This is a genomic window from Stomatobaculum sp. (assembly GCF_057248925.1).
This window is the reverse complement of record NZ_DBHIHF010000030.1, coordinates 1-25276: the sequence shown is the minus strand read 5'-3', so window position 1 is coordinate 25276 and position 25276 is coordinate 1. Positions and strand designations below refer to the sequence as shown.

The following is a 25276-nucleotide window of genomic DNA, read 5'->3' as shown; positions in this document are numbered from 1 at the left end:
CACGAGTTCGTCATCGGCTCTTTTTTATTGTCCTAGTTCATCTTACAATCATCCAATTTCAACTTTTTGAAACTGGTCATTGACAACTGGTTCTCCATCGTTTAAACTAGTAGCACGTCGAAAAAGCAGCACTGCTTTTGTAAGGGCTCTATCTTAGGATTGAGCCCTATTTTTCTGTCCAAAAACCTGCAGGTACCACAATTATGGTATCTGCAGGTTTTTCTTTGCCTCTGGAGCAACCAAACCAATTCCATGAGGTTTACATCAGGACTCAGATTGTCTCATCCATCTTCTGGATTGTATCTATATGTAAAGTTGTCTGTATCATTTGCCCTATCAAAAAAAGGGGGAAATTCTACTACTTCCGATGCTCTACAATTTACTGGCAAGTTCCATCATATGAGAAGCCATTTCAATAAGATTCATACGAACAGAATCTTTATCAAGCTCATTCCCCAGAAGCAGATAGTCTGTGCTAACGTGAAAATAGAGCGCAATTTCAACAAGCAGTTCCAGCGATGGTTTCCCTTTTCCACGCTCTATATTGCCGAGATGTTCGAGACTGATGTTGAGTTCTTCGGCACTTTTCTCCTGTGTCTTACCTCGGGCTTTACGAAGTGCTTTCAAACGCTCTGCAAAATCAGCTTTCCCTAAATTGTACAAAATTATTTTCCTTTCCTCCTGACACGGGAGATTTGAAGGATCCACTCCTTCCTGCAGACAGATTGGAACCTTCAGGGCCTTACGAAAGCCAAAAAGATAAGGACACCGATATCGCTTTTCTCCGAAATCTGAACTATGCAATATGTATATCCTCAGCTCTTCATACATGCCAGGACGCAATATATTTAAGAAGTAGATTGAAATCATACATTTGTCTTGCTAAACGGTACAAAAAAGAAGCCACCGACAAGAAAGGGATCCTATGGATATAGGAATCCCGTCCTTGCCGATGGCCTCTCATGTATGTCTGGCTTAACTCATCGACTATTCAAGCATGTGACCTGAAATGGATTTACGCAGTCTGTTTCAACTCGACCATTCCCGTCTGTACGCTCATTCAATTTTGTTTGTTCTATCTCAGTTCAGTCCTGCCCCTCAGGCGCATACACATCGATACGATTGTGTCTGCGCCCCATTCGCTTCTGTACCATAACCGACTTGCAGCGTTTGCAGGTGATGCGGACTATGCCCTCGCGATCCTCCAAACCGTGATTAACCTCATGGCAGTTGGGACAACAAACGCTTCTCGGGCGTAATACACCCCGGCTCTCATGTGCCAATTACCTCGCTCCCCTCTCATTCGCTCGTTTTTCATACTGCAGGAATTGCGACATGCTCAAACTCTCTTACCAACGAAAAAGGCTTCTGTATCTTCCACATTCTTCGGAGCTGCTGCGTCGTTTCCCCGCAGTATTCGCATTCCATCCATCCGTCTGTCTCTTCGAGAAGCAACTGATGATTCACCTTGCCGCAGACCGGACATCTCATATCGTATTGATTCATGCTTTCACCTCCGTTTCATCGGATTACAGTGCCTTGATGACGTGCCTGGCGACTCCCTGAACAATCAGATCTTTCGTGCGTATCTCTTTACCGGGATAAACAGCTTCGTTCCTGTAAAGGAGAATCGCTTCCCGATTCTCAGCGTCAATGCCACCAAACACCTTCAATGTGCTCTCATTGTCCCCTAAGAGGGCAACAACGATATCACCAACCTTGGCCTCGCAATCCATCCTGATAACGACTCTGTCACCATCATCGATGCCCGCATCAACCATAGAGTCACCGCATGCCTCCAGGATATAAAACTCACCCTTCCCGAAAAGGGAAACAGGAAGGCTGATGTACTCCCGAATGCACTCCTCCTTTTCCTCCGCAGTTCCACACGGTATGGATCCGACAACAGGACAGGGGGCAGAACCGGTCGTGAACTTGTTGATCATCGGCGTGTTGATGGCACGAGACTGACCATCATACTCGATCATTCCGCGGTTATCCATTTCAACCAGGTAGCGATAAGCGGTTGTTTTAGGGATGTCCACGCCCTGAGCAATTTCATTCACCGAGGGAGTGACATGCTTTTCGCAGAAATACTGATCAACATAGGAAATGATGAGTTCCATCATCTCTGAGTTCATTTTCCTCATGGTCTCAATTCCTTTCAATCGATAACGGAACGAATCGTTCCATTAGTGGCATCATAAAACCCCTTGACGGTGAGGTCAAGGGGTCAGGTGTTTAACGGAACGCAGGTGCGCAGAATATTGGGCACAAAACTTTGACTACAGCTCTTCGAGAGCCTTCCGGAGCATTTCCCGATACGCAGTCTGGACCGATTCCGGGCCCAAAATCCTCATCTTACCGTTGAAGCCAAAAATCCAGCGGTAAAAGGTTGAACTGGTACATACAAGAATCTCTGTCCTAAAGTGCTCTTCATCAATCGGTTCTGTCTTAACATTCATGCCAAAGCGATCGATGAGATGCTTCATCGTCGACATATGACACAGGAGCTGAACCTCTTCCGGCTGATCCGTGTCAAACATACGGAAAACTCTCTTGCTGTACTGAGCAGGCGAATAGTCTTCCGGGGGTGACACCGCAATCTGATTCAGAATCTTTGGTTGCTCCGCAATGCGGTCGATGCGGAAGGTACGTACGGCCTGACGCTCATCACAAAATCCGCGCAGATAATAGTAGTCACCATCCCATTCCAGCGTATAGGGACTTACTGTGTATGGCGAACCACCATTGGTCGCATACCGCTTCTTATTCACATCATAGTCCGTGTAGATGAACCGGATTTTCCTGCGGGTATCAATCGCTTCATGGATGGCATCCACAATATAATACCCTTGCTCGTTCTCCGACTTGACGCGTCCAGATACATAGATATGCCTGCGAAGCTTCGCAGCATTTGCCACACTGGTCAGTGTGAGAAGCTTTGTAATCAGTTCATCACTCTTACGCTGCGTGATGAACCTGGAGGAAGAAATTGCATCTACAAGAAGCCTAAGCTCAGCCAGGTCATAGGTGTGACCATCATAGTAGTACTTGTTCTGCGTAGACTCATAGTGCTCAATGTGAAGGCCGCAATCGTGGAGAATGGCGAGGTCATCGCTAATCGTGTTCCGGGAAACCTTGATGGCATATTGCTCTTTCAGAATCTTGATTAACTCGGCGGTAGAGAGCGGATGTTCTGCGTCGGTGTGTTTAAGGAGATGTTGGTACAAATATAGGATTCTGAGCTTTGTTCCACTGTACATACATTTCCTCCGCTAAGAGAAAGATCTACTTAATAGATTCTGAAAGTCCTTATGAACTACTTCTTGATAGTGAAAAGATATTATTACCTAAAAATCGCAAGCGTAATTCACGATGTATATACTTATAAACTGTTCCCCTGCTCTACGAACTTCTATCCACTTACCAGAAAGCCATCCCAAAACACGCCAAGCTTTCCTCAACTTCCGTTATTACAATAGGGTGTCCTCCCTTAATACAAATATCGCGTATAACACTACTACTTGGGTGTCTAAACACATTGCCGGTTCCAGCCGAAATTATGTATATCCCCCCTCTCTTAACTAACGCGCTATTGTAATTTTTCTGAGATCCATGGTGTGGTATTTGCATCAATAATATTTCATCCCAATACCGTGAATATTTATCTTTCAATTTATCCATCACACTCTGACTTTTCATATCATAATCCCCAGTATACAAACATCCCGAGCTGTACAAGCACGCCGAATCTTCCAGACTCCTCAAATACCAATAGCAATCACACTCCCATACTATGTTTTTACAGCCACCTATTTTCGCATACATTTCTTCAATGTGCAGATCTACACTTCCTGAGTATAATGTCATAGAATGAGAGTTGAAATCTTTAGTAATATTTTTATATGCTTTCTTTATTTTCTCGATTCTATAACAATAATTGTTGAGATTTCGCCCCAACCACATCAATTCATTATAAGAGATTCCTAAACGATTCTCAATTTCCTCAATCAACATGTTGATTCTTCCGGACATGCTAAAATTGTAAGGGACATAGGTCCAAAATGGCCAACCAATCTCTTGGCATTTTAGCTTTTCATGAATCTTATTTGCAACATTCAGCCCTGACGGCAAAGTATAGTCACAAACCCCACGAATTCCATCAAGGAATTTAATATCCATCCCCAAATCGTGTTCTGATTCAGGGATATCAGGGATATCAGGGATATCATTTGGGTCAGCTGGAAGAATTCCAATCAGCTCCACGTCTTGTGAGTAATCACTTTCTATATCTCTTATCGCTTTTAGAGGTGAGTCTATAAACTTGACCGTAAACCCGTCATCCCCATCAACCATAGCTTTGATTTTCGACAAACACTTATCTGTTTCCGTGAGTACCGGGAAAAATATCCTTTTCACATCACAGATTTTTATCAAATCTGGTATCCCGCTTATGTGATCTTTATGCAAATGCGATATAAACACAGCATCTACTGTTTCCCCATACCGAAACGTATTCGTTATTTCTCTGTCTGTGATGCTCTTTCCCGCTAATGTTCCGCAGTCATATACTACATTTACTTTCTCACCTCTATAGTTAAAATGTTCACTATAAAAAGCTCCTTGTCCTACCGGATGAAATCTTCTTTCCATGTTCAACATATCCATTCCTTACTCTCTCTTTATTTTGTCGATCTAATCCGATTAAATACAGTCATCTATTACATTTCCTAATCTCTGTCGAAATTTGTAGTAATCACCTCTCCATGTCTTCATGCAAAACTACAACTTAATCGCTCCCTCTCCCTTTTCAAGGGCAAATCTCTGTTAAAGAAAGTGGGGGATCCGATTGTACACAAACTCTGAGACAGTAAAATTCAGTTCCTCATAAAAGTGACAGGATCTCGCTATATCATTTACAATGCGAAGGATGTAATTCAGTTAAACAATGAAGTCTTTCAACGCTAAACGATCTCGCTGTCCTAAGCATAGCGCCCATGTAACTCAATTTCAACACATCGTTATTCGGCGAATTCCTGAATTCCACATGTTACTAAGTAGTAAAAGATCTCGTCGTACAAAGCTTTAGTGGTCAACGCTTTTTGTAACACTACTGCTTAATGGTACACTCCGCTCTCTTGTCAAACGGAGTCAGTCAAGGTTTTTGGGTCAAGGAAACGATATGCCTCTAATCGATTTCTTTCACGAAGAATTCCGTCGCTTTTTTAAGAAGCTGTTCTCCTTTTCTAATTCGCTTTTCCACGCCGGAGATTACGAAGTTCTTCCATCATCTCGAACTGAGACTTCTCCTCATCATTCTTTTGGCATTCTTCGCGATACGAGCGCCCCCAGTTGGAAACAGTGGCTCTGAATATGCCGTACTCAGCCACATGTCTAGCAATCCTGCGTCCATCCTGAATGTGCGCGCGAACAACTTTTCGTCTGATATTCGAGTCATGTATCTTTTCCCTCTCTTGACATTATAATCTATCAGGCGAAGGTGTGACAAATTCACTGTACCACTACACTCCCCCCTATCAACTCACCTCATCACCTTGTTCAAAAGACTCTGGTAACTATCGACCACATCGTACACAACACTATGGCTACTGATAGCTTTGAAATGCTCACGGGCACAGTGAATCTTTGATTCTTCGATCAGTCGCAGCTGCATAGAGGACATAGACCCCTTGGTTTCAGCTACGAAGTAGATGTGCTTCACCTTACCCTCATAGAAGGCAATCGCCCAGTCAGGGTTATAGTGTCCTACCGGGGTAGAAATATAGAAGCCATCAGGCAGCTTCACATACACAGCTACATCGGTATTGGCATCCAATTCTGTAGCAAAGTCGCGTTCATTGGTGGAATCAAAGACGATGTGGTCATACAGGTGCTTCTTTGCCTTCATAGCATTGACATCGAGCTTGCCCTTAATGGTCGGATCGGTAAATACCTCTGTACCATAGTGTTCGTCCAAAACATCGTAGGTAATGTGTTGGATAATCGCTGTGGCTTTTTCATCATTGATAAGGGCTGCTGCCTTGATAATGAACTCCTCCGGGTTATTCTTGAACTGGTCAAATACAGACTTCCGGACTCCTCGCAGAATCGCAATAACATCCTTACGGGTCAGCTTTGTCTCTTCCACCAGCTTGCCAACCAGATCATATTTTACGCTGCTGTTAGCAGAAATCCGGGTTTGTGTACTATAGGAATCAGATGTCTCCTTCACAAATGCCAATCCAGATTCCAAAGTTTCTTTCGATTTGATTTCTTCCATGGCACCTGTCTCAACCTTGAAGAATATCTTAGATACTCTCAGCTTGGAATCAAGGGAAACGATGGCCTTTTGAATCAGTTCGTTTGTATCAAAGTCTACGATATATATAGACTTTGCGTTGATTTTAGACCAGAGGGCCTTAAATTCAGGCATGGCGAGCTTTTCCTCATCAACCTTAAGCTCAACATTGTTGCTGCGGGCATTTTCAGGCTGCATTGCTTTCGGATCATAGATAGAGTCAATGATATTCACGACAGAAGCCGCAGAATCAGCCACCTCTTCTGCAACCTGCAAAGTGCCATTGGCCTTATCTTCGTAATATTTCTCGGTAAGTGCGCCTCTCTTATCAATGTAGCGGTTGATAGTCAAGTCGTACATGATAGCATCAGCAGTATCTTTATCGACAACCTGCTCACGACCATTGGAGTCTGTGATAACCTTGCCCACAAACAAATCTACGGTAACTGCACGAGGACGATCTGCAACTGCATCAGCGATTTCACCCTGCAAACCTTTTGCGAAAGAATCATAGCTTTCGCTGGCAATGACGGTCAGGATATTGACATTATGAACATCGTTACCAAGAACATTGCTATCCTGGCGCTCACCATTCTGGTTGACGCAGAGGCGCAGACCACGACCTACTTCTTGGCGCTTACGAACTTCACTACTGCTTTGCTTCAAGGTGCAAATCTGGAATACATTCGGGTTATCCCAACCTTCGCGCAAGGCGGAGTGAGAGAAAATGAAACGAACCGGAGAGCGCTTCGGGTCTCTATCCAGAAGAAGCTCCTTGTTTTTCATAATCAGGTCATAGGCATCCACATCGTCCGAAGTGGTTTCCTTGCGTCCGACCTTACTGTTGACCATCTTGCCCTTTTTATCAATAGAGAAGTAACCGGCGTGGGTAGATTCCGCAAATATAGAGGCCAGGTAACGGAAATACGCATCTTCTCCTATACCCATTTGCAGATTTTCCACGATGTCCCGGTATTCTTCCTCGAACATATCTGCAAAGATACCGTTGAATGGCTCACCAGCTGAATCATACTTCCTATAATGTTCAACTTCATCAATAAAGAACAGAGAAAGAACTTTGATGCCCTTGTAGTACAACTGCCGCTCTCTTTCAATGTGAGACAAAATCGTTTCACGAATCTGGATGCGGCGCAGCTGCTCCTCGCTAACTTTACCGATTACATCGCCAGCATAGATTTTGATACCGTTCAGGAACTCTGCAGAATCATCACGACCGTCAATCGCCTTGACTACAAAGTTGTTGCGGTATTCTTCCATGCCATTGGACTGATCGTAGAGATTGAATCCAATTCCAACAGTCTTTGTGACTTTCCGAACCCCAGTAGCACCCTTAAAGTCAAACTGAATGGTTGCAGTCGGATCAGCCTTAGACAGATTGATGCTCTGCAAATAGACATAGCTTTCCGTCGCTGTACTGCCGGATTCCGTAATACCTTTGACAGCAATCTTCTTAACCAGGCGCTTATTGTAGGCTTCCATCGCATCCAGGCGATAGACCATGTTATAGATACTGTCAGACTTATGGGTGGCAGAATAGCGCAAGGTCAGCAGGGGGGCAAACTCACGCAGGCGCTCCTTCGTCTGCTTGCCTTCGACAGACTGCGGCTCATCTATAATAAGAACCGGATTGGTCCTTGCAATAATGTCGATAGGACGACGGGAGCGGAACTCATCCAGCTTCATGTAGATACGACGCGCATCTTTTCCCTTGGCATTGAATGCCTGGGAATTGATAATCATTACATTGATGGAGCTATCGGATGCAAACCGGTCGATCTCCGTCAACTGGGCAGAGTTGTAGATAAAGAAGCGAATCTTCTTTCCGTACTCTTCTGCAAAATGTTCCTGAGTAACCTCAAAGGATTTATAAACGCCCTCACGAATCGCAATACTCGGCACGACGACAATGAACTTGCTCCAGCCATAGTGCTTATTTAGCTCGAACATGGTCTTGATATAAGTATAGGTTTTACCAACACCGGTTTCCATCTCAATGGTCAGATTGTAACCTTCACCCTCCAACTTCGGGGAAGGTGCAATCTGGTAGCTTCTTTGTATTTTCTGAATCTGTTCCAGGATAATGCGATTGGACAATTCCGGCACAAGTGGCTGGTTACGCCAGCCGGTGAAATCTTCCCCTTCAGTCAAGGTGGTCTGATAATGACCAGAGCCTCTGTCCATCATGTAAGTCGGAGTCAGATAAGGCTGCCCAGCAAAGACATCTACAACTGCCTTTGCCGCATCTTCCTGGAACTTCTGGTGCTTAAATTGAAGTTTCATGCATCCTCTCCTCCGGTTTCTTCTATCCACTGTTTCAGTTTCTTTTGCAGTTCCTTCTTATCCGGCAGATAGAGATTATATTCAGAAGCATACACATTGCTGTTCTCCGGAAGTGTAATCTCTACAAGAGCATCATTCTTTTCCTTGCACAGCAGAATGCCAATCGTCGGATTTTCATCCGGCAACTTCTGATAACGGTCATAGTAGTTGACATACATCTGCATCTGACCTAAATCCTGATGAGTGAGCTTATCTATTTTCAGGTCAATCAGGACATAGCATCGGAGCAGACGGTTATAGAAAACCAAATCCACATAGTAGTTGTCCTCGTTTAGCGTGAACCGCTTCTGACGAGCTTCAAATAGATAGCCCTTGCCAAGCTCCAGCAAAAACTTCTGCAGCTTATCAATCAAGGCGGTTTCCAAATCAGTCTCAGAGTAAGCCGCTTTTTCTTCTAATCCCAAGAACTCCAGGACGGTCGGTTGCTTTACAATATCGGCAGGTTTAGTGATAACCAGCCCCTCCGATGCAAGGCGCATCACTTCGTCCTTCTCTCGACTCAGTGCCAAACGTTCATACAAGCTGGAATTAAACTGGCGCTGTAAAACGCGGATACTCCACCCCGAAGCGGCAGCTTCAATCTCATAGAATCTGCGTTCATCATTGTTTTTGATTCGCATTAACTGCAAGTAATGCGACCATGACAGAACGAACGGAGATATTTCCTCAAATTCCCGAAACGCTGCTTCGGATTTCTCGACAGCAAATTTCCGAAACACTGTTTCGGAAATTCGTTCCTGATAATTCAAATAAAACTTTCTTGCATTTTCAAGTGTATCCGCAGAAAATCCTCGCCCAAACTGTTCTGTCAGCGCCGCAGACAGATTTTTGATGACTTTTTTGCCATACTGCGCACGATTTTCACCTTGCTGCTGCTCTTCCACGATCCAGCGACCAAGGGAATAGTAAGTCATAAGCTGTACCAGATTTACCTGCTTCGCAGCGACTTTGCGGGCATACTGAATCAGGTCAATGGCATTCTGGCAGAGTACGGTCATCTCAGGAGAGAGGTTTTCTGGTTGCTTCGTAATTAAACCCTTATCCTTTTCCATAATCGTCCCTTCAATCAAATGACTTTCACCCTGGTGTCCGGAGCAAGCAGCTTGAAAATCTCAGTCACATTGATCTTGGCAGGGCTATTGGCAAAGCTGCTGTCACGGAATACGGCACGAAGCGGCTGACGCTTAGCAATTTCCTTGACCACGCTGTCAGGGACATTTTCATTGAAGCAAGCAATCAAATCGCCGTCGTTATAAGTATGAACTGTGCAGCCTTCAATAGTCTCGCTGTTGTATGGCAGAGACAGTGGTAGTCCCCATTCCAACAAGCAGCCAAAGAGGAGATCCAGATCAGTACGGTCAGATTTTACATTGGATTCAAGCATAGCAAGAAGGTTCTGATTATACTCATCAGCTGAATAGAAGATGTCGGTCATATTAGACTCATCCAGTTTGAAAACTCTAAAACCAACATCTACTTTTTCTGCATCAAATGTGCTTCCTGCGCGCCGAATTCTTTCTTTACCGATTTCACAGATGTTTTTGTACCCTGCCTTATACGCCTCACTGTTAGCTTCGGTTTTTTCTGGAAGTTGAATCATAATATGCTTTCTTTTAGCTCCATCCTCTGAATTTAATTGCATTACTGCATGAGCGGTAGTTGCAGATCCAGAAAAGAAGTCTAAGACAATATCTCCTTCACCTGCGACCTGGAGAACCAAAGCCTTTATTAAAGAGAGTGGCTTGGTGTAAGAGAAAAAGTTGTTTCCGAACAGCTCGTACATTTGGTGTGTAGACTCTGTATTCATTCCAACATTATCCATCCATGTAGATTGTGGATTAGTTGATGAATCAAGCTCAGACAAAAACCTTTTTTTCATAGGTCTCTTTGAAGGGGCCGAAGGAAAAACAATTCGATCTTCTTTGATCAACTGCTCCATTGACTCAGGAATATATGACCAAACTCGGTTATAGTTAGGTTTGTAGACAATACCTGTTTTGGGGTCTACCAAATCATAAAACTGATTTGGTCTCATATCTCCAGTCATTCCCACAGTTAAATCACCAGTCGTCCATGGTCCTCTTAGATCATTATCAGGATTTGAATAACCTTTGTAATCCTTGTCAATTCCTCTTAATGCCTTAAAGTTTGGCATTTTATAAGCAAGAACATACTCATGATCCGTTGAACATTTACTCTTATCAAGAGCAGAGGAAGACCTCCGTTTCCAAACAAAATTGGCAAGAAAAGAAGTACTGCCAAAGACCTCGTCACACAATTCTTTCAAAGTTGCATACTCGTTGTCATCAATACTGATAAAAATAACCCCATCTGAAGTCAGAAGGTTTCTGGAAAGCATAAGTCTTGAATACATCATGCTGCACCAATCGGAATGAAATCTTCCGTTAGAATCGGTATTCTTAAAAAGTCGATTGTCATCCTCATCATACATTCCCATTTGTCGATTTTCTTCATCTTGAGAACGCATAAAATCGTCTGCATACACGAAATCACTGCCTGTATTATATGGAGGATCAATGTAGATCATCTTTACCTTGCCAAGATAACTTTCCTGAAGCAGCTTCAAAACCTCCAGGTTATCCCCCTCAATATAGAGGTTCTCTGTGGTATCCCAATCTACACTCTCCTCCGGGCAAGGACGCAGTGTTTTGCGAATGGGCTTGTTGGCCTCTACAATAGCAGCCTTCTTTCCAACCCATGTAAACTCGTAGGCTTCATCGCCTTCGACTACCTCATCAGACAGCATCTGACGGAGCAGGTCAAAATTGATTGCCTTCTTAGGCTTTCCATTTTCGTCGACCGTCTCGGTTACACAATTAGGGAACATTGCCCCAATCTGCTCCACATTCTGAGCGGTTATATCCAGAGATTCCATTCTCATCTTATCCATTAGAATTCTCCTCCTCATCATCCTGTTTGGTCTCACCGCTATGAGGCGATACCCCAAAATTCATTTCAGACAGTCTCTGCTTTAATTCTTTTACAGCAGGAGGAATGTCAATTTTATATGTCGTAAGCTGTTTTTCAATCTCTCTCACTGCTCTTGTTGCTGAAGTAATCATATCTCTCTGTAGCTTAGTATTTTCCCTAATACTGGCAATCGTTTCTATTCCCGCTGCTTTCAAAGTGTATTCTTCCAATGAAAATCGACCAGTTTCAGACAGGGCATTTAAAACTTCTTGGCTAATAATAGGCTGGCTTGAGACAATACCGCGTAATGCTTCAGATGTAGCAAATAAATTGCTTGTATCCACCTGTGATTGCGTTGCAGCCAATGCCGAACTCAGAGTACTATTGAAATCCACTGGCGTAATCTCTTCGTTTTCTTTCTTAGCACCAATGAGCTTTCTGATAGCTGAATCAAGCTCTGAATTCACTTTTTTGAAAAGATTTCGTGCTGTCTTAAAAGTATTGTAATCTATATTGTGAGCGTGCATCACATCATTACGATATGTACGCAACTCACCAAATCGTTTGCACAGCGTCTTAACAAGGTTATTTCCAAGCAAAGTAGCCCATAAGGTGTTTTCCTCAAGCTCCCCAATAGCAGCTAAAAGTTCCGTTCGCGTAAACCGCCATGTTTTTTGATTGACGAGCTCTTTTACTCCCTTTACGAAGTTCACATCAGAGAAGAGTGTGGCAAATATCTCACCCAAATCTTTTACTTCAAGATCAGAAATCACCTTATGCGATTCGTTGTCTCCCTGAAGCGAACTTGCAAGATATAGGAGCTTTCTGAGTTTTCGCTCAAACTCATTCGCTATAGGGAATAAAGACTTATTGAAGTATCCCGAACATTCATTAGACAAAACTGTCGGGTTGTATTTCTCACAAATTTGAATGTTGAGAGGATCAAGTAACTTCGCAGCTTCCTCGCTTTCGCTATCAATACTCAAAGTGAGTGTCCAGCATTCACTGTCCTCAATCTCCTCGACCTCTTTAAATACTTTTTCTGGAATAACTAAGTTCTCCAGATCAGCTTTGTATTTGTCATTTGTAAAAAGGTACTCTTGGATCACTTCATCGCCTCCAATTCTTTCCGAAGTTTCTTTAGCTGGGTATTCATTTCCATCTGCTTATTCAGCTGCTTATCCTTGCGTATCTTTGCCTGCAAGCTATCAATCTGCTTCTGGAGCTGAGCCTTCTGCTCACTCCGTTGAACAGACTCTTGCAGAGCCTCTTGAACACATTCTGTCTGTTGCAATACATCGCCTGCAAGCTGACGGACAAAATTCTCATATACCTCATTCAAGTTCAAGCCCTAGGCTTTAACTGGCAGTTCGTCCTCGACCAACCAATCGGAATGATAGTAACTATTAACCTTAAAGGAATTGTTTCCCGTAACAGCTTCCTTGTATCCAATCCAAGCCTGATACTTGCCGCCGTATTCCAAAAGGAACAGGATATGATACGGAATTTCACGGTCTATTTTCCGCAGGACAGCCTCATTCACTGTCTGTGTATTCAGGCGAATTTCAAAGACCTTAATCTCGGTTACTGTTTGTCCCGCTGCGAGATTCATCGTTGATGCAGCTATTTTGTTGCGCCAGTAGATAATCCGAATATCATCAACAAAGCTCTTTTTCAAGGCAGGTGTAATCGTAAGGTTCTCATAGAACTTCTGCTTTGGCAGGCGCTTATTAAACTCTGTTGACTTCGGAAGTCCTAACAAAAGAATCCCTCCTTACTTCACTACCAAGAAGCAGATTAATTCAAAATCACTTAGTCCTGAAATGTCGGACATCAACGCCGAAGTTCCGCCGGCAGAGAAGTCGAACATCATCCAGAAGCTACTTCGGTTTCAGGTAATCGCAAATCACATCATCGTCCTGACTATTTTATTCTGGAATATTTTGATCTTTTATATATCTTCCAGACCTGATTCTTGCATCTTTAGGCTTTTCTGCATCTTCCGGAATAGCCCAGTATGAACCAATCTTCACTGCTCCAGGAATACGACCTTCTTTGCAAAGATCATTGATCCACCTGACAGAGAGACTCCATTTTTCAGATGTCTGTTTAATCGATAAATAACCCATAAAGTTCTCCATTTTGTCTGATAAAACAATATAACGCATCAAAATAAACATACTCCAAACTTAGCGGTAAATCAATCCAATCATCTACTCCTATTGCTCAAAATTTTTGTCACCTCGCTAATTTGCAAGCAGTGTATGAGCGTCCATCCGGACCTCATACGCCACTTGTTGGGATACTCCCAAGCCCTTAGAAGAACTCACTTCGTGAGGCTGCGCGTTCCTGCGGAACGCTTGATAGCAGAACCGGACACTGACGTGTTTCTCCGATGTCCTGGTCCCTAATCATCTCTGCTTCTTCTCTTCCCGTCGCTGTCTCTCTTCATCTGCTTCACGCTCCGCGGCATAGAGTGAGGCGATGTTTCTCTGCGCAATCCAGAATTCCTGCATTTCCTTTTTCACCTGCCGGTACTCGGCATAGGCTGCCTTTTTCTCTTCCAGTACCTGTTCGTATTCAAGGCTCAGTTCTTTAACCTTTGGCAGTTTCTTTATGCCAAGTTCATCAAAGGCCGCTTTCGCCGCCTTGTGTAGCATAATTTCTTTCCGGTGCTCCTCCAGGAAGCTCTTACTGTATCCGGCTTTCCGGTACGCTTCGTAAATCGTTCTAGTCTTTGAGTAGTTGATGATCTGCATTTTCAGCGCCGCGATTCCCGCCAGCCGCTTCTCAGACTCCTGAATTGCACAGAGCAGGCGGCCTCGTTTCTCCTGCTTTTCCGTTGTGAGTGCATTCAGTAGGTCAACACTATCAATCTTGTTGTCACGGAGAAACAGTAGCGTCTTTGACATCTGTTTGAGGTTGTAGACTGTCGCCCATCGCTTGAAGCCTTTGCCTTTGGACTGCAGTTTGCTCTGAATATCGATGAGCAGATTGAAAGAGTGTTCCTGCTTTTGGTGTGGTCTGCCTTCATGCTTTGCTTCGTCGGAGAGTGCCGAACGAATTTCCGCTTCTCTATATCCTTCCGGAAGTGAGGATAAGCGGACAAAGCGCTTCTGATTCCTACCCTTAACGGAAACATGTTTCCCCCGCTTGATTTCATAGCCAAGTTGCCGTAGCTGAAAGAGGACTGTCTCAAAGTCCTTCGGCTTCTTTTGAAGTATCCGGTCAATATCCCGGCAGATGAAGTCACGGATGCTTGTCCGTGTGGGGTATTCCGTCCGTTTTTTCCGCTCGCCGATTGGCTTCGCTTCAATCACCGATAAGCTGTTTTCTAGGCAGACAAGGTCACTTAAGCGTTGCAGTGCGAGGCCCGAAAACCAGAAGTTCTTGAACTTCCTTGTACCGTCAAGAGATGTCGAATTGAACACGATGTGATTATGGATATGTGCCCTGTCCGTGTGTGTCGCAACGATGAAAGCAAACTTCCCTTTGGTGAATCTAATCGCCAACTCCCGACCTATTCTATTTGCCTCCTCCGGTGTGATTTCACCGGGCTTAAAGGACTGTCGAATCTGATAGGCAATCACATCGCGTCTCTGGTGACGGCCTGTAATCTGCTCATACTTCCGTTTGGTCAGCATGAACTCTTCATCTACGGTAAAGGGATCACATTGGTAGCCGGTGACAAGCTCGCCTTTCTCGGTCTTGTCCGGATTCTTGGCATAGTCCGTCCGGTCACTGAGACTTCGCGCAATGGTCTTTCCCTTATTGGCATGAAGAGCAATGAGTCGTGTGGCTGCCATCTCTGTAACTCCTTTCCGTATCAGCTGCAAAAGAAAACGGCCCGGGAACATTTCTGTTCTCGGGCCTCGACTTTATTTGACTACTTAAGTGAATACAAATTCAACAAGTTTTCCGCTCAGTGCCTCCAGACCTGTGGCAAGTACCTGGGCAAACATGGAGCCTACAAAAGCAATCGCTCCAATGCCGAGGATAATTCCTACCTGCAGCCAATTTCGCTGAATCAGATAGTTGACAAGGCCGATACCGAGGATAACGTAAATCAGCCCGATTGCAAGCAGTCCAATCTCCAGAATGAGTCTGTAGAAGATTGACAGCGCGCCAACGACTGCCATGATAGGGAGTGCAATAATTCGGAACGGGAGTTTAATCAGCCACATATCGTTACCTCCTTGTCTGCTTTACAGTCAGTTTATAATGCCCTAACCCGTATTGCAAGGATGTCAACGAAGCACTCCGCTAATCTATGACGCTCACTGAATCGTCGCAAGTCTTGCCAGCATCTCCTTCGCGATTTCCCAGATTTCACTCTGCCTCGCCTGCAAGTCCCGGATGTCCTCAGCGTAAATGGATCCGGTCTCATTTGCCCGCTTTGCATACTGGTTCAGGTTATTGCTACAGCGCCGGAGCAAAGACACCATTTCCTTCATGTCTGTCAGATCCAGGTTGATACAGTAACCGTCCAGCGCCATCTTACGCACATAAGCACTGCGGTTGATGATTCCAAGCTCGGTCATTTTCTGCTTAATCCGTTCCATCTCTTCCGGAAGAAGGAGCACATGAATTTCCTGATTACGTTCCCGTATTGCTGCTCCTCACCGCACCTAAGAGATTCAGACCATCAAATTCAGAATCGGTCATGCCGCCAAGTTTCCGGATTACGGCATCTGTCAGAGCTGACAGTGCTTTCTCATCCGTTTGAAGCTGTCCCCGCATGAGAAACAGATTTTTGAGTGTTCCGCTTCTGTTTTTCTCACCGTAGAGAATCAACAGCGTTTTCTCGTCTTTTGTAAATACCATTGCGTCTCCTTCCCGCCTTCGTATCATCCGGCATCATGGGTATCATCAAATTTCAACCTGAACTCTGCTTTACCGTCGGCCTTTGCCAAGAGCAAGAGACTCGCATTGTACTTCTTTCCGCTTCGCTGGCTCTTGCAGTCCTTCCGGCGAATGCTCCCCCTTCTAAGGTAGCCTTCACAGGGTCTGTTTGCACCGAGAACCTTGGCAAGTGCCTGGGCAACAGAAGGTTTTTCAGCAATGACAAGTTTCATTTTAGCGTCCTCCTTTACATAAAAATAACCCTTCCGAACCAAACCAATTGGAACGGAAGGGTATGTAATCGTCAGTTTTTATAACCCCGGCTGTTGCAGGTATAACATCAGTAACTGATTTGAGAGTTCCGGCGTAAGCTGGCCAAGCTTTGCCAGTTCTTGCATAGTACGAAGAATCTCACTGCGTTCTCTCGTTTTTGCATTGATTGCAATTGCAATCAATTCCCTCTGGGCCTTAGTTCTCTGATAACTGAGAAGAGGTTCAGCCAAAGCCATTGGAATAGCCTTAAGAAGCTCTGCTGTGAACTCGGTAAAAGAGGTTGCTGCGGTTGCTACGGATAAATCTGTGCCCACTTGTGTTCCCGTCACGATCTCGTACATAACGTTGCTCCTCTCTTTCTTATTTGTTGTCTTCATTATATCATCATCAAAACGTATAATCTATTACAATTCTTGTCTCAAACCAGATAAAACGGCGTGGACCGAAACACCGCAATCTCTGTGTCACGCATGACCACCATGGCCAGCGTTGGTATCATCACGCGGTCGACATTCAGCGTCGAACCATACAGGCATGAAAAAAGCCGGGTAGCGTTGATACCGGCTATCCAGTCGCTACGCTCCCGGCAAAGGACAGTTTCGAACAAAGCATCGCATTTTGTTGATGGCTTCAACTGATTGAAACTGTCCCTTATGGTCTGATTCTCCATGCCGGAAATCCAGAGCCTCTGAAAAGGCTTCTTGTATTTCGCCTAGTGTTACACAATGCGAAAAATCAGCTCTCTCGCTTCCAGCATCTGTCGCGTAAACCAGGCTCTTCACATCCTCCCAATTCATATGCTTACACAGAATCATAAACTGTTTTCTCGTGGACACAGACACCTGATACTGCCACTGCTCCGGTAGTATCAGCAATGCCTCCGGGCGCCATTTGGCATAGCCCTCACGGTAAGCCGCCGCGCAGAGAGTGCTACCAGATATCCCACGCACCAGCTGACAATATAGCCCTCTCCGGAAAGGTGTCCTTCACAGGGCCTGTTGGCACCGAGAACCTTGGCAAGCACCTTCGCAAGAGAAGGCTTTTCGGCAATGACGTGTTTCATATTTGTCTCTCCCTCATAACTCCGGTTCCTTCGGTTTTGCCTTACTCCTTTTTCTTTTCTGCGGGTGCTCAGTCTCTTTCAGCTTGGCTACCACCGATTCCGCCTCGGCAACCTTCTGTTTCCGTAAATCCAGTTGCTCCAAAGAAGTAGCATAGGAAGACCTCGGCAGGGGAAGCGTACATTGCTCAAGAAACGAGTAATAATTCGTTGCATTCCCGACAATGACATGATCTAACACCTTGATTCCCATCATGTTAAAGGCCTGCACCAGTTGATCTGTAATGGAGATGTCTTCCTTGCTGGGCTTCAGCTTGCCGGAGGGATGGTTGTGGAACAGCAGTACATTCGAAGCGTTGCTTAAAATGGTCGACTTCAATGTTTCCCGCGGATGAACCAGCGAAGAATTCAGCGTGCCCATGCTGATAATGTTTAAATTGATCGGTCTATTATCAACCTGCAGATTGATGAGGCCAAAAACCTCACGATCATAGTCGAGAAGTGCATCCGCTACCAGCTGTACCGCAGCTTCCGGAGAATCAATCTTTGTCTCGGAATACAGCGACCGCTCTTTGACCAGACGAATACCGACCTGCTCAAGCTGAAAGCCGTCCCTGTCTGCTTCGTAGAGATCAGGCTTTTTCGTCACCGTCATCACCTCCTTTTTGCAGGGAAACGGTGAGAATGAACTTTTCATCCTTCAGCTCTTCCAGGCGCTCGCGGAGCCCTTCCACCGTCAGTTCCGTTGCGTGTGCTTTACACTTATTCTTTTTCATGCAACCTCCTCCTTTCGTGAAACTCCCCTTACGCTTGATCCTCGTCCCCGCTGCTTTTAACTTCCGACTCCTCCGGCCCGTCCTCCTCGTCAGTCTCATCATCCTCCGGGAATTCATAGGCCTCTTCGTCATCCTCATCCACATAATCGGCATCCGGATCCGGTCTCAGCGCAGCGGTCTGCTTTTTCTTCGACTGCAAGTAGAGGTATCCGATGGCACCGGCAGCCAGCGCAATAACGACACCGACCAGAGGAAGGGGATGGACGGGTTTCTTTTCCTTCACTGTGGGATCCGGCGCAGAATCCTGCACTGCACCGGCCGCAGAAGGCGTCGCAACGGCAGCACCCGTAGCATTATTCTTTTCGTTCTGGGCTGCCTTATAGTCGGCTACCTGCTTCTCATCCATCAGGGCAAACAGATCCTCCTCATCCACCATGTTCAGGAAGTGCACGTTTTCCTCGCCCTTATCATTGCGGTCGATGATCAGATAGAAGTAGTTACCGGACTTGGTTACCAGAGTGATAAACTGCCTTCCCTGTCCTGCCTGCGACCCGATGTCATCGACCAGTGTCAGATTTCCGTTTGGTGTCAGCGGACGGGTATCTTCCTCAGGGCGCGTTTCCGCCTCCGTGGTTGCTTCCTCTGCGACGGCATCGGTAGTCATCGTAGTGCTCTCTGTCTCCGTAGCAAAGGCAAAGCAGGCCACGGAAATGCTTCCGCACAGCAATGCTCCGGCCATAAAGCCAGCCATCAGTCTCTTAATACGCATTTTCATCCTCCTGTTCCTTGTTACCGGTCGATTCAGCGGTCTCCGCAGGGTAAACGCCAACCATACCCTGCCCTGCCAGGGCAATCACCTTTGCCAGCTGCTCGGGCGTCAGATTCGCCGCGTGAACCATTGTATGAATCACGCTGTTCTCCTCTTCGCGATAGCGACTCTCCAGTTCCTTGACGCGCTGTGTCCACACGGCCTGCTTGACGCGGGCACGCTTCAAATCAGCACCGATTTTCTCAAGCTTTGTCATTGTGTTCCTCCTTATTACGGCAGACGTCCGAAGCAGTAAAAATGCCGCTGCCAGTAGGGCGTATTGATAGATGCATACGAGATTGGATTTCCGCAGTGAATCATCATCCCGTTTCCGACATAAATACCGACATGGCTGGCTCCCGAAGTGTTATAGGTACCACGGAAAAAGACCAGATCTCCGGGCTTTGCATCACTTGCCCGGATAGTCTGGCAGTAGTTCTTTAGCCCATTTGCCGTAAGCCTACCCACATTCCAGCCGTTGCCACAGTGGTTGATGACCCAACTCACAAAACCGGAACAGTCGAAGCTTGTCGAAGGCGATGACCCGCCCCACACATAGGGATAACCCAGGTATTTTTCCGCTTCATTGACCATGTTCCGAAAGCGCTCATCCGTAAGTGCTTCACCAGGAATGTCGTAGTCAAGGTAATCACTTCCGGCAGAAACAAAGGCCTCATCCTCGAATAGCTTCGCCTTATTCCCCTTGGTCAGCAGCAGAATTCCATAGCGCTCCGCCTGTTTTTCCGTCATGCCGCCGGACTCTGCGATGACATGCCCGAGGTTTTTATTGGTCAACGTAATGTTGAGGATGTAGTACTCATACTCAACCTCGACCTCTTCACTGTCTTCCGTGGTCTCTCCGGTGACAGGATCCATGCTTGTGCTGGTGTGCGTTTCGGTTCTGGTGCGCGTTTCCACCACCTCCTCGATATTCAGCACATACTGCAGATGAAAGAGTCTCCGTAACGTGTCCTGCACCTCCGCCCTCGTATAGTCCTCGAACTGCGTGGTCAGATACGCCGCGAGCTGATAGGGATCATGCCCGATTTCATCCAAGTGAAAGTTGTATTCGTCATATCCCGGATGCGTTGCCTGGATAGAATCAATCTGCCTCTGCAAATCAGCCTCAAGCGCCTTATAGTCTTCATTGGCCCCGATGATATCCCCATCCTTTGCGGTGAATGTCGTCGCTACCACTGCGCCGAAGCCGCTCGGCAGGAAGGCCGAACAGGAAGACAACGCGGATGATAAGGCCATAATGAGCAGGGCCAGTCCGGCAATTGTTAGAATCATTTGCGGATGCTCCGCGATATATTCAATCCCTTTATCTTTCAGCTCCGAAAGTCTCTGGGCAATGGATTTCACCTCGGTCACGCCTTCCTTTGTAGCGGAACCGCCTTTTGCCGCCGCCTGTTCCGCCCGCCTTGCGGCAGCGTATTCCTGCCGGATTGCTTTCTTCTGCTTCATGCGGGAAATCGGATTGGAAAATACCTCCGGATATTCCGCCATGCGCTGCTGAAAGATTGCTTCTACATTTGCTGTGTCTGCCTTGGCTTGCAGCTGTGCAGCTTTTTGATAGGCCTTCAGCTTCTTGCTATAGACAGTATGATTGACAGTGCGAATACCGGTCTCCGTGCCATCCGTAGCTGTATTTGCCGCCTCAACAGCCGTATTATTGTCCTGATTGTCCTTTGCCACCTGGCTGTGAAGTTTTTTGGAAACCGTAGCCGTTACAGAATGTGTTGCCTTACCGCCTTGTTTCTGAAAGCTAAGCTTTGTCCTGTGCCGCGTAGCCGCGTCAGATATCGGATTCCTTTTCTTCCGGATTTTCTTTGCTACACGCTCAGCCTTATCTGCTGCTTTTTCAGCCCTGGTTTCCGCTTTTTTTTCTCTGGGCTTTGCCAATACTTCTTCGGTTAACCGGGGGCGGGACGCTTTCCTTGCCATAATTTACGCCTCCTTTGTCCGCTGCATCGGCAGGTGCTTTGCACTCCCCATACCGTCCGCAACCCATTTTTCTCCCGCCTGTCCGGTTTCGTGTCCTGCCGCCTGCACCTCGGATAACTTGGTCGTCATGATCTTATACAGCTGAAGATCCGTCGGAAAATGGTCCACGAAGGGGAGAATGACATTGCCGTAGAACAAGAGTCCTTCGCCCTCGCCGGAGTGCGTCACATAGGACAACTGGTGTGGGGAGATGTTCAGCTGCTGCGCCAGAATCTGCCGGTCACCGGCAGCCTGATTCAGCATATATACGAAGTCGGAGTTTTCGAAGATGTTCTCTACCTCGCGGCTGGATAAGAGATCCTTTACATTCTGGGTGATGCCGGTCGGAATGCCGCCCCATTTGCGGAAGCGCTTCCAGATTTCCACGGAATAGGACGCTGTCTGTTCCTCTTTGAGAAGAAGGTGGAACTCGTCCATATAGTAGCGGGTGGTCTTTCCGGCGGAACGATTGGCCGTGACACGTCCCCAGACCTGATCCTGCACAATCAGCATTCCAAGCTTTTTCAGTTGCTTGCCAAGTTCCTTGATGTCATAGCAGACAAAGCGGTTCTGAATGTCCACATTGGTTCTGTGGTTGAAGAGATTGAGAGAGCCCTTCACATAGATTTCAAGCGCTGCCGCCACACGCTTTGCCTCTGTTTCCTCCTGTTTTAAGAGGGCATTGTACAGGTCTTCCAGAAGGGGCATATTTTCCGGCTTCGGATCCTCAAAATAGTGCCGGTAGATCTGGTGGACACAACGGTCAATCACGGTCTTCTCAATCGGCTGCAGGCCATCCTTGCCGCCTACAACCAGCTCGCAGAGAGACAGGATAAAGTCAGCCTTGAGCGCCAGAGGGTTATCCTCCTCGCTGTAGGAATCATTGATGTCCATGGGATTGATATACTGCGTGCTGGTCGGGCTGATTTTGATGACCTGCCCTTCCATGCAGTTGGCCAGAGCCGTATACTCGGCCTCCGGATCACAGATAATCAGGTCGTCATCCGTCACCAGAAAGGCATTGGCAATCTCTCTCTTCGCCGAGAAAGACTTGCCGGAACCGGGTGTCCCGAGAATCAAGCCGTTCGGGTTTTTCAGTTTCTTACGGTCCACCATAATCAGGTTGTTGGACAGCGCATTCAGGCCGTAGTAAAGCGCCTCACTTCCGGTCTGAAACAGTTCCTGTGTGGTGAAGGGAACAAAGATTGCCGTTGAACTTGTGGTCAGCGCACGCTGGATCTCGATGAGGTTGTTTGCCAGCGGTAGGCTACTCATAAGCCCCTGTTCCTGCTGGAAGTCGAGTCTTCGAAGATTGCAGTTATGCTTCTGCGCAATCGAAGATGCCTGAAACACATTGTTTTCCAGTTCCTGATCCGTCTTCCCAGTATTCATAATCAGGAAGGTAATCAGGAACATACGCTCGTTCTGCGACTGCAGCTCCTCTAAGAGAGCCTTTGCGTCCTTCCCGTAGGTTGCAAGATCCGAAGGGATGATGTCCATGTCATACCCGGAACGGACGGCCTTTTTCTGCTCTTCGATTTTGCTTCGGTCGAGCTCCGTGATGGTGTGCTTAATCTGTTTGATGGCAGTTGTCTGATTCACCGACTGAACGTGCATCGTCACAATCTGGCTGGACTCCGTGTCCAAGAAATCCTTCAGCATCTGATCCGAGAGATCCGATGCCGTGATTTGCAGATAGCTCATGGCTCCCTTCAAATCCCCCATCGTAAAAGTCCTGCTACCGGGGAAGGAGAACGAGGTTGGCGCGATAAAATCCTTCACGGAGAGACCGGAACCCGCAAGCCAGCTCCAGTCAAAAAAGAAGCGGTCATGGTCACCCATGTGGAACATGGCGTGCATCAGTTGCAGGCGCTCCCTGCCGTTTAATACCCTGGCGGAAACACCGAGGCGCTTTAAGTTATTCATCATATCCGTCTGTACATGTTGAAGCCTTGGCTTAGCCTCGCGCATAGAATCCGCTTCGATTCCGAAGGTAATATACTTGGTCTTTGTCAGACCGTTATTCCCCTGTGCCAGTTGGGTTCTCAGCATCTGGCTGTACTCGTTTCGAATGCCGTTAAAGTGGTCATTCCGGCAGGGAATACGAACTTTTTTCTCAAAGCTTTCTGCGTCCGTTGCCATATTCATAAAGGACAGTTCAAAGTGAATCGTGCTGTCAAAAGAGTTCAGGAAGGCACACCACTCTTCGAAGATTGCGGTCTTGTCCTCCTGCTGTGCCAGCTGGTAGTTGATATCCTGATACTGAATGGTCAGGGTATAGTAGCGATCCGTTACCCTGCAGATTCCGTCCGGAAACATGCGCTGAAACGGAATTGAATCCTGGGCGCTGCGGGGGATTCCGTCATCGCTTCTCGCTTTCCTGATAATCTGCAGAATCTCTTTTTCCTGCGCCTTACTCAAGTTCTTCGGTAGATTCAGCTCTCTTTTCCCCGTTTTTCGGAACGGATTTCTCATCGTAAACAAAGGCATTTACCTCCTTTCAGGTTTCTTCTTCGCAGCACCGGATGTAGCCTGCAGAACATGCTCGATTTCCCTCTCAAGCTCCGCCTGACGGATCAGTGCCGCATAATAGTTATTGGTGCGATAGGGACGAACTTTAGGTCTTACGAACTTGGCCTCAATAAACTGCTTTGCAATCTTCTCAAGCGGCTGCCCGTCCTTTTCATACATTCCGAGGAAAAAGAACGGCAGCATGATGACCATCATGCAAATGACCGCCATGCTGGTCGTACCGAGTGTTTTGAGCAAAAAGAAAGACGGGACACCAATCAGTGCTCCCGCCCCAAAGCAGATAAGCTGACGTTTTGTCAGGTTAAAAAGAATTTTGGATTTGACCCTCGTTAAATCCCGAGGGACAGGGATATAAGCTGCCATATAACACCTCCTGCCTCAGTGCGCCGCGAAAATGCTCTTTGCAATCGAGCCTGTCTTGAATAAGGTAAAGCACAATAACACCGTATACCCGACAACGCCCCAGATGGAGCCGATGATATCACTGGAGATGGTGATTCCCTGAATCAGCACTGCGTAGATGCCGACGCAAATCATGATAAGGAAACCCTGAAAGCCAAGAGCAAGCATGGATTTGAGATAATTCTGCCCCGCCGCGCTCTGCTCACGATTCCCGAAGGTCGAGAACGGAATCGGCGCCATACTGGTCATCAGGTAGATTTCAATCATTCGGCCGTAGACGATTACAAAAATCACAACGCTAAGCGCCTTTATTGTGAACTGTAGTATCATGCTCTGCAGATACAGTCCAAAGAGTTCTCCGATATCCATCCCTTCCAGGGTATGCCGCATGGTCTCTAAGGCGCTTCCATTCACCGCCGTGCTACCGGCAATCAGACCGCCTGCGCTGTTAATGACATGCTGTGCCACATCAAAGACCGCCATCACAATGTTGAAGGTATTGCTAATGAGCGTGACTGCCACAAAGGTCTTGAAAATCCATTTGAAGAAAATCCACGTCTCAAAGTTTGCAAGGTTATTGTGGTCAATAATCATCTGAATCAGTTCGCAGCAGGCAATGAAGGTGAGAATCAGACCTGCAATCGGAAGTATGACGGACTCGGAAATATTCCGTATCAGGGAGAAGATCCCCGGCGAAAAGTTCGCCGGGGTAGTCCCCACCTGTGTTGCAATATCACCAACCTGCGTGTTTACCGAATCAAAGAGTCCCGACAGCTGGATCATGATGCCGTTGACAAGAATCCCCTTCATCCATGTGCCAATCTGCTGGAGTACGTCTTCCAATTCTTAACACTCCTTTCTCAACCGAAAAGTCCGGCAAGCTGGGGCACCAGCGTGATGCCGATGAGCGCGACACCACCGCCCGCCATCAGCTGCTTCATGCCCTGCGACTTTGCTGATGTGTGATAAAGAAGTAGTAGAAGTGTAAAAAATTTTGCCGTTCC

General features: G+C 46.5%; 27 protein-coding genes and 2 pseudogenes. All 29 read right to left on the bottom strand.

Annotated features, from left to right (window positions below; genetic code table 11):
- Window positions 1-372: 372 nt before the first annotated feature.
- Window positions 373-663: a helix-turn-helix domain-containing protein gene (locus ACO4XG_RS09910; RefSeq protein ID WP_308507996.1), complete on the bottom strand. Its 291-nt coding sequence runs from the start codon at window positions 661-663 to the stop codon at window positions 373-375.
- A 651-nt stretch (window positions 664-1314) separates the two neighbouring features.
- A complete protein-coding gene (locus ACO4XG_RS09905) occupies window positions 1315-1506 on the bottom strand; it encodes a hypothetical protein (protein ID WP_308507997.1) in 192 nt (63 codons plus the stop codon).
- A 23-nt stretch (window positions 1507-1529) separates the two neighbouring features.
- Complete coding sequence (locus ACO4XG_RS09900; RefSeq protein ID WP_308507998.1) at window positions 1530-2129, bottom strand: LexA family protein; 600 nt, start codon at window positions 2127-2129, stop codon at window positions 1530-1532.
- Between the two features lie 156 nt (window positions 2130-2285).
- Window positions 2286-3266, bottom strand: a complete 981-nt coding sequence (locus ACO4XG_RS09895) for a helix-turn-helix transcriptional regulator (RefSeq protein WP_308507999.1) — start codon at window positions 3264-3266, stop codon at window positions 2286-2288.
- A 160-nt stretch (window positions 3267-3426) separates the two neighbouring features.
- Window positions 3427-4671, bottom strand: a complete 1245-nt coding sequence (locus tag ACO4XG_RS09890; protein ID WP_308508000.1) for an MBL fold metallo-hydrolase — start codon at window positions 4669-4671, stop codon at window positions 3427-3429.
- Window positions 4672-4830: 159 nt separating this feature from the next.
- Window positions 4831-4935 carry a hypothetical protein gene (locus ACO4XG_RS09885; RefSeq protein ID WP_485129703.1) on the bottom strand — a complete coding sequence of 35 codons (105 nt, stop codon included), beginning with the start codon at window positions 4933-4935 and terminating at the stop codon, window positions 4831-4833.
- A 610-nt stretch (window positions 4936-5545) separates the two neighbouring features.
- Complete coding sequence (locus tag ACO4XG_RS09880; RefSeq protein WP_308508001.1) at window positions 5546-8602, bottom strand: type III restriction-modification system endonuclease; 3057 nt, start codon at window positions 8600-8602, stop codon at window positions 5546-5548.
- A complete protein-coding gene (locus tag ACO4XG_RS09875; protein ID WP_308508020.1) occupies window positions 8599-9660 on the bottom strand; it encodes a PDDEXK nuclease domain-containing protein in 1062 nt (353 codons plus the stop codon). The genes ACO4XG_RS09880 and ACO4XG_RS09875 overlap by 4 nt, the downstream gene beginning before the upstream one ends.
- Before the next feature lie 68 nt (window positions 9661-9728).
- Window positions 9729-11573: a site-specific DNA-methyltransferase gene (locus ACO4XG_RS09870; RefSeq protein WP_308508002.1), complete on the bottom strand. Its 1845-nt coding sequence runs from the start codon at window positions 11571-11573 to the stop codon at window positions 9729-9731.
- Window positions 11566-12702, bottom strand: a complete 1137-nt coding sequence (locus ACO4XG_RS09865) for a hypothetical protein (protein WP_308508003.1) — start codon at window positions 12700-12702, stop codon at window positions 11566-11568. Before ACO4XG_RS09865 ends, ACO4XG_RS09870 begins: the two co-directional genes overlap by 8 nt.
- A pseudogene (locus tag ACO4XG_RS09860) lies at window positions 12699-13355 on the bottom strand (DUF4391 domain-containing protein). The gene ACO4XG_RS09865 and the pseudogene ACO4XG_RS09860 overlap by 4 nt, the downstream one beginning before the upstream one ends.
- Window positions 13356-13521: 166 nt before the next feature.
- Window positions 13522-13761, bottom strand: a complete 240-nt coding sequence (locus tag ACO4XG_RS09855) for a helix-turn-helix domain-containing protein (protein WP_330670084.1) — start codon at window positions 13759-13761, stop codon at window positions 13522-13524.
- A 243-nt stretch (window positions 13762-14004) separates the two neighbouring features.
- Window positions 14005-15399: a relaxase/mobilization nuclease domain-containing protein gene (locus ACO4XG_RS09850; protein ID WP_308508004.1), complete on the bottom strand. Its 1395-nt coding sequence runs from the start codon at window positions 15397-15399 to the stop codon at window positions 14005-14007.
- 84 nt (window positions 15400-15483) lie between these two features.
- Window positions 15484-15777 (bottom strand): hypothetical protein, encoded by a 294-nt coding sequence (locus ACO4XG_RS09845; protein ID WP_308508005.1) that lies wholly within the window; start codon window positions 15775-15777, stop codon window positions 15484-15486.
- Window positions 15778-15870: 93 nt separating this feature from the next.
- Window positions 15871-16155 (bottom strand): plasmid mobilization protein, encoded by a 285-nt coding sequence (locus ACO4XG_RS09840; RefSeq protein WP_330670083.1) that lies wholly within the window; start codon window positions 16153-16155, stop codon window positions 15871-15873.
- A 34-nt stretch (window positions 16156-16189) separates the two neighbouring features.
- Window positions 16190-16417, bottom strand: a complete 228-nt coding sequence (locus tag ACO4XG_RS09835) for a transposon-transfer assisting family protein (RefSeq protein ID WP_308508006.1) — start codon at window positions 16415-16417, stop codon at window positions 16190-16192.
- Between the two features lie 164 nt (window positions 16418-16581).
- Window positions 16582-16668 (bottom strand): annotated as a pseudogene (locus ACO4XG_RS09830) (toprim domain-containing protein); the annotation flags it as partial.
- A gap of 78 nt (window positions 16669-16746) precedes the next feature.
- Window positions 16747-17049: a hypothetical protein gene (locus ACO4XG_RS09825; protein WP_308508008.1), complete on the bottom strand. Its 303-nt coding sequence runs from the start codon at window positions 17047-17049 to the stop codon at window positions 16747-16749.
- Between the two features lie 77 nt (window positions 17050-17126).
- Complete coding sequence (locus ACO4XG_RS09820; protein ID WP_308508009.1) at window positions 17127-17378, bottom strand: DNA topoisomerase; 252 nt, start codon at window positions 17376-17378, stop codon at window positions 17127-17129.
- A 198-nt stretch (window positions 17379-17576) separates the two neighbouring features.
- Complete coding sequence (locus tag ACO4XG_RS09815; RefSeq protein WP_308508010.1) at window positions 17577-17771, bottom strand: hypothetical protein; 195 nt, start codon at window positions 17769-17771, stop codon at window positions 17577-17579.
- 13 nt (window positions 17772-17784) lie between these two features.
- The gene (locus ACO4XG_RS09810) at window positions 17785-18417 is read right to left on the bottom strand and encodes a JAB domain-containing protein (RefSeq protein WP_308508011.1); all 633 of its coding nucleotides are present in this window, start codon (window positions 18415-18417) and stop codon (window positions 17785-17787) included.
- The gene (locus tag ACO4XG_RS09805; RefSeq protein WP_308508012.1) at window positions 18401-18544 is read right to left on the bottom strand and encodes a hypothetical protein; all 144 of its coding nucleotides are present in this window, start codon (window positions 18542-18544) and stop codon (window positions 18401-18403) included. The genes ACO4XG_RS09810 and ACO4XG_RS09805 overlap by 17 nt, the downstream gene beginning before the upstream one ends.
- A gap of 28 nt (window positions 18545-18572) precedes the next feature.
- A complete protein-coding gene (locus tag ACO4XG_RS09800) occupies window positions 18573-19313 on the bottom strand; it encodes a DUF4366 domain-containing protein (RefSeq protein WP_308508013.1) in 741 nt (246 codons plus the stop codon).
- Window positions 19303-19569, bottom strand: a complete 267-nt coding sequence (locus tag ACO4XG_RS09795; protein ID WP_308508014.1) for a DUF4315 family protein — start codon at window positions 19567-19569, stop codon at window positions 19303-19305. Before ACO4XG_RS09795 ends, ACO4XG_RS09800 begins: the two co-directional genes overlap by 11 nt.
- Window positions 19570-19583: 14 nt before the next feature.
- Window positions 19584-21050 (bottom strand): C40 family peptidase, encoded by a 1467-nt coding sequence (locus ACO4XG_RS09790; protein WP_485129700.1) that lies wholly within the window; start codon window positions 21048-21050, stop codon window positions 19584-19586.
- Between the two features lie 252 nt (window positions 21051-21302).
- Window positions 21303-23813 carry a VirB4-like conjugal transfer ATPase, CD1110 family gene (locus ACO4XG_RS09785; protein ID WP_485129702.1) on the bottom strand — a complete coding sequence of 837 codons (2511 nt, stop codon included), beginning with the start codon at window positions 23811-23813 and terminating at the stop codon, window positions 21303-21305.
- A gap of 15 nt (window positions 23814-23828) precedes the next feature.
- Window positions 23829-24233 (bottom strand): PrgI family protein, encoded by a 405-nt coding sequence (locus ACO4XG_RS09780; protein ID WP_308508016.1) that lies wholly within the window; start codon window positions 24231-24233, stop codon window positions 23829-23831.
- A 15-nt stretch (window positions 24234-24248) separates the two neighbouring features.
- Window positions 24249-25115 (bottom strand): VirB6/TrbL-like conjugal transfer protein, CD1112 family, encoded by an 867-nt coding sequence (locus tag ACO4XG_RS09775; protein WP_308508017.1) that lies wholly within the window; start codon window positions 25113-25115, stop codon window positions 24249-24251.
- Between the two features lie 17 nt (window positions 25116-25132).
- The coding region (locus tag ACO4XG_RS09770; protein ID WP_485129701.1) for a Maff2 family mobile element protein at window positions 25133-25276 on the bottom strand (144 nt) is incomplete at its 5' end.

Excerpts from the sequence above, each read along its gene's own strand:
- ACO4XG_RS09895 (WP_308507999.1), bottom strand. The coding sequence starts at position 3,266 with ATGTACAGTGGAACAAAGCTCAGAATCCTATATTTGTACCAACATCTC.
- ACO4XG_RS09845 (WP_308508005.1), bottom strand. The coding sequence starts at position 15,777 with ATGTGGCTGATTAAACTCCCGTTCCGAATTATTGCACTCCCTATCATG.
- ACO4XG_RS09900 (WP_308507998.1), bottom strand. The coding sequence starts at position 2,129 with ATGATGGAACTCATCATTTCCTATGTTGATCAGTATTTCTGCGAAAAG.
- ACO4XG_RS09875 (WP_308508020.1), bottom strand. The coding sequence starts at position 9,660 with ATGACCGTACTCTGCCAGAATGCCATTGACCTGATTCAGTATGCCCGC.
- ACO4XG_RS09795 (WP_308508014.1), bottom strand. The coding sequence starts at position 19,569 with ATGACAAAGCTTGAGAAAATCGGTGCTGATTTGAAGCGTGCCCGCGTC.
- ACO4XG_RS09785 (WP_485129702.1), bottom strand. The coding sequence starts at position 23,813 with ATGAGAAATCCGTTCCGAAAAACGGGGAAAAGAGAGCTGAATCTACCG.
- ACO4XG_RS09850 (WP_308508004.1), bottom strand. The coding sequence starts at position 15,399 with ATGGCAGCCACACGACTCATTGCTCTTCATGCCAATAAGGGAAAGACC.
- ACO4XG_RS09835 (WP_308508006.1), bottom strand. The coding sequence starts at position 16,417 with ATGGTATTTACAAAAGACGAGAAAACGCTGTTGATTCTCTACGGTGAG.
- ACO4XG_RS09815 (WP_308508010.1), bottom strand. The coding sequence starts at position 17,771 with ATGAAACACGTCATTGCCGAAAAGCCTTCTCTTGCGAAGGTGCTTGCC.
- ACO4XG_RS09820 (WP_308508009.1), bottom strand. The coding sequence starts at position 17,378 with ATGGAGAATCAGACCATAAGGGACAGTTTCAATCAGTTGAAGCCATCA.
- ACO4XG_RS09840 (WP_330670083.1), bottom strand. The coding sequence starts at position 16,155 with ATGGAACGGATTAAGCAGAAAATGACCGAGCTTGGAATCATCAACCGC.
- ACO4XG_RS09855 (WP_330670084.1), bottom strand. The coding sequence starts at position 13,761 with ATGCGTTATATTGTTTTATCAGACAAAATGGAGAACTTTATGGGTTAT.
- ACO4XG_RS09805 (WP_308508012.1), bottom strand. The coding sequence starts at position 18,544 with ATGAAAAAGAATAAGTGTAAAGCACACGCAACGGAACTGACGGTGGAA.
- ACO4XG_RS09905 (WP_308507997.1), bottom strand. The coding sequence starts at position 1,506 with ATGAATCAATACGATATGAGATGTCCGGTCTGCGGCAAGGTGAATCAT.
- ACO4XG_RS09890 (WP_308508000.1), bottom strand. The coding sequence starts at position 4,671 with ATGGATATGTTGAACATGGAAAGAAGATTTCATCCGGTAGGACAAGGA.
- ACO4XG_RS09880 (WP_308508001.1), bottom strand. The coding sequence starts at position 8,602 with ATGAAACTTCAATTTAAGCACCAGAAGTTCCAGGAAGATGCGGCAAAG.
- ACO4XG_RS09825 (WP_308508008.1), bottom strand. The coding sequence starts at position 17,049 with ATGTACGAGATCGTGACGGGAACACAAGTGGGCACAGATTTATCCGTA.
- ACO4XG_RS09870 (WP_308508002.1), bottom strand. The coding sequence starts at position 11,573 with ATGGATAAGATGAGAATGGAATCTCTGGATATAACCGCTCAGAATGTG.
- ACO4XG_RS09780 (WP_308508016.1), bottom strand. The coding sequence starts at position 24,233 with ATGGCAGCTTATATCCCTGTCCCTCGGGATTTAACGAGGGTCAAATCC.
- ACO4XG_RS09800 (WP_308508013.1), bottom strand. The coding sequence starts at position 19,313 with ATGCGTATTAAGAGACTGATGGCTGGCTTTATGGCCGGAGCATTGCTG.